4 protein-coding genes are annotated in these 13,308 nt (G+C 53.5%); all 4 read left to right on the top strand.

Annotated features, from left to right (window positions below; genetic code table 11):
• Positions 1-599 precede the first annotated feature (599 nt).
• The 4 genes from PLIM_RS05415 (at position 600) to PLIM_RS05395 (ending at position 13,264) form a co-directional block, all read left to right on the top strand.
• Complete coding sequence (locus PLIM_RS05415; protein WP_230849404.1) at positions 600-7,943, top strand: RHS repeat-associated core domain-containing protein; 7,344 nt, start codon at positions 600-602, stop codon at positions 7,941-7,943.
• Positions 7,944-7,971: 28 nt separating this feature from the next.
• Positions 7,972-8,610: a hypothetical protein gene (locus PLIM_RS05410; RefSeq protein WP_013109320.1), complete on the top strand. Its 639-nt coding sequence runs from the start codon at positions 7,972-7,974 to the stop codon at positions 8,608-8,610.
• Positions 8,611-8,888: 278 nt separating this feature from the next.
• Entirely contained in the window at positions 8,889-10,382 is a 1,494-nt protein-coding gene (locus PLIM_RS05400) for an IS4 family transposase (RefSeq protein WP_013109318.1), read from the top strand.
• A 326-nt stretch (positions 10,383-10,708) separates the two neighbouring features.
• Positions 10,709-13,264, top strand: coding sequence for an RHS repeat domain-containing protein (locus PLIM_RS05395; RefSeq protein WP_196349532.1), 2,556 nt, complete (start codon positions 10,709-10,711; stop codon positions 13,262-13,264).
• Positions 13,265-13,308: the final 44 nt, after the last annotated feature.

Genomic DNA, 13,308 nt, shown 5'->3' with positions numbered 1-13,308 from the left:
GCGCGACAAGCTCTCCTGCAGAGATCAACATTTCCACTGGGAATCTATCCTACCAATTTGAACCGCCCGAAGTTGGTGGAGCCGCTGCGTTACCAAACTTGACTTATGCCGCACGTGCCGCGATGACAAACAGTGGCTATGGCTATGGCTGGGCTAACGTCTTTAATCCCGTCGTCAGCATGATTGACTCTTCAACGGCGATTACGATTGGAGGTAGCGGGGAGACTGCGCGTTATACAGACAAAAGTTCATCAACAGGCTTTTTCAAGAGTCCAGGATCACTAACTACAAGCCTGCAGCAGATCTCCTCTGGAGAGTTTGTTGAAAATTTTGGAGATGGCCTATCAAGAAGATACTCCTCTGATGGCTTACTCACCTCAATTAACAGTAATGGTACTCTTGGATGGACTTTTTTTCGCAATGCGACAGGTCAGGTCACGAAAGTCACATCACCCGGAAACAAGGCCACTACGTTCTCTTACGATTCCTCAGGAAACGTACGCACGATTGTAGACCCATCAGGCCGCCGAACTACTTTTACAATTGACAGTTCTGGGAATCTGACACAGATCATTCGACCCGATGCAAAAGTCATAACGATGGTCTATGATTCGGCCCATCAAATGACGACACATATCGAAACTTCAGGTCGCCGAGTCACTTACGCGTACGATAATGTTTCCCGTGTCAGACAAATGACACTTCCGGGAGGTGGAGTTTATACATACACCTTCGGAAACCCTCATACAAAAGTTGTTGATCCCTCCGGAGGCATCACCACGATTTCGTACAATTCGTGGCTTTATGTGTCTAGTATCAGAGCTCCACTGTCACAGGTTACCACTTACTCTTGGAATACCCAGGGGCAACTTCAAAGACTTGTCAGCCCTGCCGGAGCTGTGACAACATTTGGTTACGGATTGACTTCAACTGGCGTGTCTGTCTTGGAGAACATCCATTGGCCTGATGATACCGAAAGCCAATTTGCGTATAATTCAGTAGGACAATTGATCTCTGGAGCGATTCCTGGGGGTGATGCATCCCTCGCCGTATGGAATTCCAACAATCAGATTTCTGCGGTCGTTGATGCATTGGGTAGCCGAACGACATCGATCTATGATTTACAAGGACAACTCATCGGGGTCATTGATCCGCTCGGACGTCGTACGACACAAATTTACGCCGATAATGGAACTCTTACAGCGGAAATTGACTCAGTCGGTGCACGAACAACTTATCTGTATGACTCAGCTCTGAATCCCATCGTGACAATTCAGCCGCTTGGAGGTCGCACCACACTTGTGCGAGATATTCTTGGACGAGTGGTTCAAAGCACTGAGCCAACCGGAGGTATCACCACCTATCTCTACAGTGCCGATGGATCCGATGTTGTCACCATCAATCCCCTGAATCATCGTACCACCTCGATCTCCGATCCTGAACTCAATCGATCAGTCATCATTAACCCTCTGGGCCAGCGAACTACGACTCTCTATGACTTACAGGGGCTGGTGTCTGCCACAATCGATCCGCTGGGTCGACGGACCAGCATGGTTTATGACCAGAATTCCCGCCGGATTGCCACAATCAATCCCATGGGACAGCGGACGTCGATGGCTTACAACGCCGACGGCAATGTGGTTCGCACAACCAATCCCTTAGGTGATGTGACGACCACGTTGTACGATATCGTTAAACGTCCTTACGCTACGATCAACCCGCTCAATGAACGTACAACATCCATTTTTGATGCCAATGATCGAGTGATTGCCACCATTGATCCACTCGGTCGCCGCTCATCCACGATTTATGACGCCCTGGGACGTCAGATCTCCACAATCAACCCTCAATCCGAGCGGACGACCACCCTCTACAACGCGGCCAGCCAGACGATCGCCACCATCAATCCTCTCGGCTACCGCAATTCGACGATCTACGATGATGGTGGTCGAATGGTGGCAAGTATCAATCCGCTTTGGGAACGAAATACAACAGTTTATGATATCCAAAGCCGAACCATCGCTTCATTGAATCCCCTGTCGGATCGAATCTCGACAATCTTCGATGTCGCTAGCCGCCCAGTCGCAATGCTCAATCCAATGGCGGAACGCTCAACGACGGTCTATGACCTCGCCAATCGCACGATTGCTTCAGTCACACCACTCGGGTTTCGCAGCACGACAGTCTACGATGCTGCCAGCCGAACAATTGCGTCCATTGATCCCCTCGGTCGTCGCACGTCAACCACCTACAACGCTGCCGGAGAAGTCGTTCGCTCGACGAACCCACTCAATCAATCGACGACGACGGTTTACGATGCTGCAGGACGCTCGATTGCTTCAGTCGATCCTCTGGCCCGTCGTTCCACCACCATCTACAACGCAGCCGGTTGGACGATTGCGAGCATGAATCCCATGTCGCAGCGATCGACCTCAATCTACGATCTCGCGGGCAGGAGGATCGCAAGTGTCAATCCGCTGAATCAAACGAGCACGACCTGCTACAACAAGGCCGGGCAGACGATTGCTCAAATCGATCCGCTGGGGCGGCGAACGTCCATGATCTACGATCTGGCCAGCCGAGTTATCGCCAATATCAACCCTCTGAGCGAACGCACCACCAGTCTCTACGACGCTGCCGGTCGTACCATTGCCATTATTCAACCCCTGGGTGAACGCACCACGACGGTCTACGATGACGCCAGCCGTTCTATTGCCACTGTCAATCCTTTAGGATTCCGCATTACCACAGTCTTCGATGTAGCTGGCCGCGCAATCGAGAACGTCAACCCCTTGGGAGAAGTGACGACCACTGTCTACGATGCTGCTAGCCGCACGGTTGCTCAGATTGATCCACTGAACCACACAACGACAACTCTCTACGATATCGATAGTCGGGCAGTAGCCAGTATCGATCCGCTAAACCGTGTTTCGACGACCACCTACGATGCGGCCAGCCAGGTCATCGCAGGAATCAACCCTCTCAACGAGCGGACCACCACACTCTACGATCTCGCTGGCAGAACCATTGCGAGCGTGAATCCTCTGGGCAATCGCACCACTACCGTTTACAACGCTGCCGGGGAAGCAATCTCCAGCCTCGATCCTTTGGCTCGCCGATCAACGACCATTTTCGATCAGGCTTCGCGGACCATCGCCAATATCAATCCATTGAATGAACGCGCGACGACTGTCTACGATTCCGCAGGCCGAAACATCGCTGGGGTCAACCCTCTTGGTTACCGTACCACAACCATCTACAACGCTGCTGCTGAGGTTATTGCGAATGTCACTCCAATGCTGGAGCGGACGACAACCATCTACGATCTCGCAGGCCGGTCGATCGCGAGCATCAGTCCTCTTTCTGAAGTTAGCACCACCGTCTACGATGCCAATGGTCGAGTGATTGCCGCAGTGGATCCCCTGGGAAATCGAACCACTTCCATTTACGACCTCAACAGTCAGGTCGTCGCATCGATCGATCCCCTCTCCCGGCGTTCAACCACCGTTTACGATGCGGCCAGCCAGGTCATCGCAGGAATCAACCCTCTCAACGAGCGGACCACCACACTCTACGATCTCGCTGGCAGAACCATTGCGAGCGTGAATCCTCTGGGCAATCGCACCACTACCGTTTACAACGCTGCCGGGGAAGCAATCTCCAGCCTCGATCCTTTGGCTCGCCGATCAACGACCATTTTCGATCAGGCTTCGCGGACCATCGCCAATATCAATCCATTGAATGAACGCGCGACGACTGTCTACGATTCCGCAGGCCGAAACATCGCTGGGGTCAACCCTCTTGGTTACCGTACCACAACCATCTACAACGCTGCTGCTGAGGTTATTGCGAATGTCACTCCAATGCTGGAGCGGACGACAACCATCTACGATCTCGCAGGCCGGTCGATCGCGAGCATCAATCCTCTTTCTGAAGTCAGCACCACTGTTTACGATGCCAATGGTCGAGTGATTGCCGCGGTGGATCCTCTCGGGAATCGAACCACATCCATTTACGACCTCAACAGCCAGGTCGTCGCGTCGATTGATCCCCTCTCCCGGCGTTCTACCACCGTTTACGATGCGGCCAGCCAAGTCATCGCAGGAATCAACCCGCTCAACGAGCGGACCACCACACTCTACGATCTTGCTGGGAGAACCATTGCGAGTGTGAATCCGCTGGGTAATCGCACCACCACGGTCTACAACGCTGCCAGTGAAGCAATCTCCAGCGTGAATCCTCTCGGATTCCGGACCACAACGACTTACAACCTGGCTGGACGACCTCTGCGAATAACGAACCCGCTGCTGGAAAGAACAACAACCCTTTACGATCTCGCCGGACGAGTCATTGCCAACATCAACCCACTGCTGCAGCGATCGACCACGGTCTACAATGCGGCCAGCGAAACGATCTCGCAGGTTAATCCTCTCGGTTATCGCACCAGTTCCATCTACGACGGAGCGGGAAGGCTGTTGGCCAGCATTGACGCTCGTCAGCAGCGAACCACCACCATTTATGATCCCGCTGGGCAGTCGATTGCCACAGTGAACGCTCTCGCCCAGCGCTCAACGACACTCTACGATCCCGATGGTCGAGCGATGGCCTCGATCAATCCACTGAATGGGCGATCGACTACCATCTATAATGCTGCCAGTCGAACAGTGGCGATGCTGGATCCACTCAACCAGCGATCCACCATGCTCTACGACCTCGCCGGGCGGCAGATCGCCACCATCAATCCACTGCTGCAACGTGTCACAACTCTTTATAATCCGGCCAGCCAGACAATCGCGACGATCAACCCACTGGGATATCGCAGCAGCACTGTCTACGATGCTGCTGGACGAACCATCGTTCAGGTCAATGCCAATGGCGGGCGAGTGACCACAGTCTATGACCGGGCAGGTCAGACGATTGCCAATGTCGATCCGCTGGCGCATCGGTTAACAATGGTCTACGATGCTGCCGGACAACAGATCCGGCAGGTGAATCCATTGGGGCTTCGTACAACGATGGCTTACGATCCAGCTGGGAAGTTGATTGTCAAGATTGATCCACGATCTCTACGAGTCAGCACCACGTATGATGCCGCCAGTCGACCTGCGGTGAGAAATGCCGCCGGTTCCCTCATGACCTGGACTTACGACGCCGCCGGACAACCCACCATCACCGGGACTTCAGTGGGCAGATTCACGCGCACTTACGATCCCATTGGTCAAGTGGTATCACTCACTTATGCGTATGGGCAGGTTCTGCAGTGGAACTGGAATGCCGTTGGCCAGCGCAGCCGGTTGATTCATCCGGGGGGTGCCCGGACCACCTACAGCTACGATGCCAATCAGCGGATGACCTCGCTGGTGAATCCTCAATCTCAGCGAACAACCTGGGCCTACGATGCCAACGGTCAGGTTGTGTTGAAGTCTGTCGGGAATCTGGTCACTACCTACGTCTACGATCCCGCAGGACGAACCACAGCCATAGGTGCCGGAACATTTGGTTCACTTTTCGCCTATCGGTATGACGCCGCAGGCAGGAAGCAGACCTGTATCGAAGACAGTGGGATTCGCACCACCTGGAGCTATGACCCTGCCGGTCAATTGACAACCGAACGAGCCAACATTTCAGGATTCAGTCGAACCTCCTATACCTATGACCCCGCAGGGAATCTTCTCGTCAAGACGGTGGATGATGATGACTCGTTCAGCTACACCTACAATGCTGCCAACCAACAGTTGTCCAATGGCGTCTACAGTTACACCTACGATCTGGCGGGTAACCGGCGGTCGATGATTGACAGTAATGACAACATTACGACCTTCACTTACGACGCGTTGAATCACAACATCGCATTTGAGTCACCCCTGGGTGCCGTGGTGACCTACACCTGGGCTCCGGTTAACAAAGCCAACGACGAGCGGCAGATCGAGCGGAATGATGGAGCCGAGATCGTACGCTATATCTGGGATGACCAGTCGATCCTGAAAGAGGTGGACGAATTCGGCATTGTGGTGGCCGAGAACACAGTGCAGCCGGGAGGATATGGCAAGTTGATCAGTCGGCGGGAGGATGACGTCACCAGCCGTTATCTCTTTGATGACCTGGGCAGCACCCGCAGCCTGTTTGACAACAGTGGTCCTGCCGATGAGTATCGCTACGAAGCGTTCGGTCGCCAGATCTCTTCGACCGGCTCCACCGAGAATCCCTACACCTGGGTGGGTGAACAAGGCTACCGGCAAGATGAGGAGACTGGTTTAGCGAACCTTCGTGCCAGGGATTACGATCCCCAGGCAGCACGGTTTACCTCGGAAGACCCGCTGGGTCTTGCAGCCGGTGACAGCAACTTCTACCGGTATGTGGGTAATGATCCGATCAACAGAACCGACCCGAGTGGATTAGACGAATCTGCACGTGTCGTGACCGCACCTCCTGAAATCATTGGCGGATCAAAGCTTGTTGTCGTCGAAGGGGCCAAGAACCCGGAATTGAATGGGTTCGTGGGTCAATTGATTCACAGGGACTCGCAAGAGGTTGTCGTTCGAACGGTAGATCTCCCGTTCGGTATTGGCATGCAAGACCAATTATGTGTTTTGCGAAAACAGGTGGAATTGGCCGTTCGTTCGGGTAGCGTGATAAAATCAAGCGACTGGAATGCATGGTTTTTGAAGAATGGGCAGCCATGCACGGGCTTCAAAACGCCCGTGGCCGCTTTCGGAAAGTCGTCTCCTGTTAATGCGGGAAGCCAATCTTCGACATGTACTACTCCCAATAAGACAGACCAGTCCATAAAGGATTGCTTAGAGAAGGCTTACAAAGAGCTGGGAGTAAAATCGGTGGAGGATCTTCTGGATGTTTCAGACTCCAAGATTGCTTCGCGGCTATTCGATAACGGCGATTGCTGCCCGATCTTTCACTCAAAAGATTTTGCAGGCCGTCTTTGCAGAATTAAAGTCGATGTTGGTTGTGAACCAGTCTACTTATGGCTGCTATATGAATCCCCTGGCTTCTTTACGGGAGGAAGGCTCAGGATTGTTGGTCAAGGAAATGGCTCGGATGAGGAAATGCGTCGTATTTGCGCCGAGTTTTTTAGGAACAGCAGCGAACAGGTCTGTGAAAACTTCAAGAATCGGTTCCCCATATTGGGGACAATCAATCAAGCTTCCCAGGGTCAGTGGGGTGGAGCAGCACTTTCAGCAATTGGAGATGCGACTCTCGTTTTAGGAGGACTCGGAGCAGCCTTCAAATCCACCACTTTATTGAAGGCGGCCTCCGCAGTGAGTCTTGGTGGTGGGGCAGTTCATGCCGGAAAAGGATTGTACCATCTCATTAATGGAGATTATGATGCTGCTGCCGCCGACTCTTTGGCAGCCATACTGTATTTGTGGGGATCCAATACATGCCGTAGCCAATGTAACCGATCCGTTAAGAGAACATATGAATTCAACGGATCGTGGGATGATCTTTTCCCTCCCCCAGATAAGCAGACAAGACCTAGGGGTAAATATTTCGACGAGCTCTTTGGGATGAACAGAGGCATGAAAGCCGAAGATTTGGCAAGGGGCGTAAGGTACTTCACAGCAAGCGAAGTGCAGGCCTACCTCGTTGTTGTTGACGCAGAAGGAAGGCTGATTTACGCACAGTCTTCGCAGCGAGTCAACACATCGCGCGGAATCTACATCATGGATGAGTATGGAAGGTTTTTTATTCATCCCGAGCCAAAAGACGGTGTCATTCACCACTCTAGCCTAAGCTCTGGCGGAAAAGTAGCCGCTGCAGGCGACATCAGCGTAAAAGATGGTATTGTGACCAAACTAAACGACTCGACTGGCCACTATTTCAAGGGGCAAATTAAAAATGGATGCGCGCTGAAACGAGCAGCCAATGAGCTGACACAACAAGGAGCGAAGTTTGACCCGGGGGTTGTTCAGCCTTTTTACGAGTGATGCAGACTAGTAGTTTTCTGGAGATTTTATGAGTAGCGTGGTAGATCGACTTGTGGAAATTTGGAGGAGAGATCAGGAAGATGGCAATCTAGATTGCGTCATACGCAATGGAGATCTCTCTGAGAAAGAAGCCCTAGCTGCCCTCTCCTCCTCTTTCCAAAAAACTCAGATTGAGCAAGGTCTCGAGATGTTTCTGTTTAGAGTTGTCGAAGCCTATGACAATGGTGAGCTTTCCTATAAACACGGAGGGCGTGATGGGTTGAGTATGCGGTCAAGAGCGGTGCTCTGCGGAGCGTTGCTGGGTGACAACAATCACTTAACGTTTTCGCGCCACCTTCTGCAAGAAATGATTAGAACCTACCCAGTGCTAGAATGGCACCAGACAATCAGGAGGATAATTGAAGTACATGTCACTAAAACGGACGTCTTGTATGCCTTGGCTGACGGCCTGCAGTCCAAGCGTATGGGCCAGGTGTTTTCTTCTGCTACTGGCTTGGCTTTCTATGCAGGTTATGCAAGTGAGATAGGTGGGACACAACAGAGTGTTGACCACGCAATTGTTCGAGTAAAGGCTAGGATAGAATACTTGCTACGGAAGCCATCATTACCCTCACTCTTTGCCACATCACTCAAGGCTGGAATCCGTCACATCGAAAAATGGCAATAGAGATTTGGTGTGTGTTTGTTATCCCCCGCGGGGAGAACAAAGGGGTCAGGGAGAACAAAGGGGTCAGGACTGAATGGCACTACCGCTGGTTTGATAGTTCGTTGATAGCGCGTAGCGGTAGGAGGCACGCGCGAGGGGCATGTGCTGGCGGTGATTTGATGGCCGGGAGGGGCGGGCGTAATCAGGTTTTCGTCTTGGCGTGGAGACATTTCCGGCCTATCATTCGCCCGGCGTGAGACCTTTCCTGGGTGCTGGCCAGCTTGACCAGGGAAGGTCTCATGTCTTTTACTTCCAGAGCCCTCGGCAGAGATAGATCATTTGAACTCGTGAAGCAGTCTTTCTGGCAGGACGAAGGTCTGCCGTTCTCGGATGCGCTGACAACGCGGCAGTTGGAAGAGGTTTTTGAGGCCGAAGAGGTCTCGTTTGGAAGAGACCCGTGCGTAAGCGAACAGGCATCGATCGAGGATGGCGGGCTGGTCTACACACGCGGCGTGACGTTATGGGCCATGCTCTCTCAAGCCCTCTTCACCGACGTTCAACGAGCCTGTCGCGCGGCGGTTCAGCGCGTGGCGGTGTACTACGCTCTATCGGGCATCAGAATCTCCTCGACGAACACCGGTGCCTACTGTCGCGCGCGGGCCAAGATTCCGGAAGGTGTCGTCCAGCGACTGGCAGTCGGCGTCGGCCAGAGGTGTGAGGCAGCGGTTCCCGACAAGTGGCGCTGGCATGGATTCCGCACGCTGGTCATTGATGGCACCACATGCTCGATGCCGGACACCCAGGAGAATCAGGCGGAGTACCCTCAACCCTCTTCGCAGGGGAAAGGCTTGGGATTTCCCATCCTGCGGGCCGTGGCCCTGACATCGCTCGCGACAGGGATGATTCTGGCTCTGGTGACCGGTCCCTGTGCAGGAAAGGCGACCGGTGAGACGGCTCTGTTTCGAACGTTGTTCGATCAGTTGAAAGCGGGTGATCTGGTGCTGTCAGATCGGTACTACGGCGGCTGGTTCATGCTGGCACTGCTGCAAGAACTGGGGGTCGAGTTTGTAACTCGGCTGCACCAGTTTCGGATTGCAGACTTCCACCAGGGGAAACGGCTGGGCCAGAGAGATCACGTCGTGGCCTGGGCCAAACCGCAAAAGCCCGCGTGGCTCGATCAGGCAACCTATGATCGTCTGCCCGATCAGTTGGAAGTCCGTGAGATCGAGGTGCAGGTCCCCGTCCCCGGCTTCCGCACCGCCTCCCTGGTGGTGGTCACGTCGCTGCGAGATCACAGACGTTTTCCACGGGAGGAACTGGCCCTGCTCTACCGCCGCCGGTGGACTGTGGAACTCGAACTGCGAGACATCAAGGCCACGATGGATCTGGCCGTCCTGCGCTGCACGAAACCGGCATGGGTGCGACAAGAACTCTGGACGGGCCTGTTGGCGTATAACCTGATCCGTCAGTCCATGCTGCAGTCGGCACTGGGCGGCGAAGTCCGACCCGAACAGTTGAGCTTTGCCGCATCCTTAACAAATGCTGGCCAATATGTGGTTGCTGGCCGCGATGCCGCGCGACCATACGAGAACCGATGTAGAACTCCTCATTGTGCTGCGAATGATCAACGGTTATTCGCATCGTGTCGGCCACCGCCCGGATCGAATGGAGCCCCGCGCGGTCAAACGCCGCCCCAGTCCCATCGCCCTGCTCGCCGCACCCCGCGAGGCCGCTCGCAATCAAGTCCTTGCGGGTATCAATGGAAAGTGGTCAACGCGATGACGCGTTGTTAATCACCACAGCCGCCATGTCGATGTAACTCTCGATATACCAACCGGCAGTGCCATTCGGGTCAGGACTCGTTGATTTCTGCGAAATTTTTGTGGGGCGGCTACGCTGGCGCTCCATCGATGCTTGAGTCGTTCTTTGGCATGACGTAAAGAAGTACAGTTTTCCCCCTCCGGCCATGCGACGCGTGTGGCAGGCGGAGGGGGAACGTTGTGGCGAGTTGTCGTTAGCCCTCTGGGCCAACCTCTTCACGCGCACTTACGATCCCATCGGTCAAGTGGTGTCGCTCACTTATGCGTATGGCCAGACACTCCAGTGGAACTGGAATGCCGTGGGCCAGCGCAGCCGACTGATTCATCCGGGAGGTGCCCGCACAACCTATAGCTACGATGCCAACCAGCGGATGAGCACACTGGTGAATCCCCTGTCTCAGCGAACGACCTGGACCTATGACGCCAATGGTCAGGTGCTGGATCAACTGGTCGCTAACGGCACGCGGACCAGTTACTCCTACGATGCAGCGGGCCGGACGACGCAAGTCATTCATCGCGATGGCCTGGGAGAACCAACGGCAGCCTATATCTACGCTTATGATGCCAATGGTCGTAAAGTGGAGATGGAAGAGTTCGGCCCCACCAGTGAAGGCTGGAATGGGTTATCGCTCTCCGACTGGTCCAACCTGACTCTGGAGCAGTGGTCAACACTGACACTTTCAGGATCAGCCACAGGCCGGACCACCTGGACTTACGATCCAGTGGGTCAACTGGTGAGCGAAGCGATTACCGGGATCAACGAGGTGAAAAACAGCTTCACCTACGATCCGAGTGGAAACCGGCTGAAACTGGAAACACTCAGTGATGGGATCACGACGAGTGTGTACAATGCAGCCAACCAGCTGCTCATGGCAGAATCGCTCTCTGGCATCACCACCTACAGTTACGATCTCGCTGGCAACCGGCGAAGCGTGGAAACACCAGTCGGCGAGATCACGACCTACACGTTCGACGTGCTGAACCACAACATCGCGGTGGAACTCCCGACATCCGAGGTGGTGACGTACACTTGGGCTCCGGTTAACAAAGCCAACGATGAACGGCAGATCCAGCGGGATGATGGGATCGATATCACCCGTTACCTCTGGGACGATCAGGTCATTCTGCTGGAGACCGACGATACCAATGTGGTGCTGGCAGAGAACACCGCTCAACCCGGCGGTTATGGGATGGTGCTGAGCCGTACCCAGGATGCAGACACCTCGTTCTACCAGTTCGATGCCATCGGCAGTACCCGCTCACTGAGTGACGGGACGGGCACACTGACTGATGAATACAGCTATGAAGCGTTCGGCAAGGCGTTGGCGCAAACCGGCTCCACCGAGAATCCTTACACCTGGATCGGTGCGCAGGGTTACCGGGTAGAAGAGGCCACGGGCGAGTACAACCTGCGGGCGCGGGACTACGACCCTCATGCAGCTAATTTCACTTCTGAGGATCCGCTGGGGTTGGAGGCTGGGGATTCCAACTTCTATCGGTACGTAGGAAATGATCCTGTCAATCAGACCGATCCGAGCGGAAAGTCCAATATCAACTACCGTCTCGTCTGGGGAACGGGTTCAAAATCTGGGGAACTTCAGTTGTGTTGGGACGAGTCCGGTGTTTTTTGGGGAGTACGAAAAACAAAATGTGAATCATTGGGCACCATTGATGCGAACTCCCATGTTACAAGAGATGTCTTATATACCGGGGGAGTAGACGGAAAGGTGCTTCGAAACCCCAATTGCAAAGTCCATTATACACAAATTGTCGAATGGCTTCGAGATGGTTCATTACAACATGCTGCCGAAAATTACGAAATTGACCTACTGTTCTACAGAAATTGTTCTAACGATCCTCAGCCTCACAAGCCGCCCACCCCAGTAAACCAGCCATCCGCTCCCGCCGGTTCAACCTCGTGCGGCGTATCAGGGACCTGCACAACGTCTGCCACAAACTGCTCCACGCCCGCTCCAACAAGCAACGATAAAGTTCATTGTAATTCCACCGGGACCGTTTGCTGCAACGAAACAAAATACTATTGTGACATTACTATCGCAAACACCTGGACAGAGTCGGCGTTGCAAGCAATCCCTCACCGGGAGCGTTTGTATTTCGATCGCGGTAACACGTCGATTAATCCGGCGTGGGACATCGATTGGATTGCCTTTAAACACATGGCCGAGAAGCGGCAGGCACGCGGTGGAGTAACTTCACTCAACAAGAGTATTGAAGAAGGAGCAGACGGAGTCGAGTTTGTGGCCCGCGAGGTCTTTGTAGCGGCGGATACAGCGGACAAGGTGATCATTTTCGTCAAAAAGCCCTGTTTTCAGACAGGGGCCGATGTCGCTCTCTCCTCCCTCCCATTTTCGGTTACCTTTGTTCGGCAGTCTGCCTCCGTCAGTTTCAGCGGAGTCAACATCGACCTCAGTGATTTCTTCGGGAGGAAATTATTTAGAGCTGACGACTTCTGGGATGGTGGTCCAGTGGGAATTCCATTAGCTGAAGCGGCTCTAGCTAAAATACAGACGTTTGCAGAACATGTTCTTCGAAAACGGCGAAATGACACAAGTCGATACACCTCCTTCTCGACAATGCTTAAAGATGCAAAAAGATTCACAGACGCCCCCGACAATCGTTATATCTCCAAGGCAGAGTTTGATGCGTTACATAAACTTGAGCAAGATGGAATCATTAAGATACATACTCCCGAATCGGTCTATCAGAGGATGATGGCAGGAACAGCTGATGAAGTAAAAGAAGCAAAAGATGTGAGGGACGCAATGATAAGAAATCATGAAATATTGATTGAAGGGCAGATTCCGGCAGGACTACTTAAGAGATGCAAAAACTAAATGAAAGGGGCACTCATAACATGCCAAACACGCTAAACATAACC

The organism is Planctopirus limnophila DSM 3776, from assembly GCF_000092105.1.
GTDB lineage: Bacteria > Planctomycetota > Planctomycetia > Planctomycetales > Planctomycetaceae > Planctopirus > Planctopirus limnophila.
The sequence above is the reverse complement of the archived record's forward strand: the minus strand, read 5'-3'. Positions and strand labels throughout refer to the sequence as shown.

What these genes read in the sequence shown, in the direction of transcription:
- PLIM_RS05410 (WP_013109320.1), top strand. Translation starts at nt 7,972, where the DNA reads ATGAGTAGCGTGGTAGATCGACTTGTGGAAATTTGGAGGAGAGATCAG.
- PLIM_RS05400 (WP_013109318.1), top strand. Translation starts at nt 8,889, where the DNA reads ATGTCTTTTACTTCCAGAGCCCTCGGCAGAGATAGATCATTTGAACTC.
- PLIM_RS05415 (WP_230849404.1), top strand. Translation starts at nt 600, where the DNA reads ATGGTCTATGATTCGGCCCATCAAATGACGACACATATCGAAACTTCA.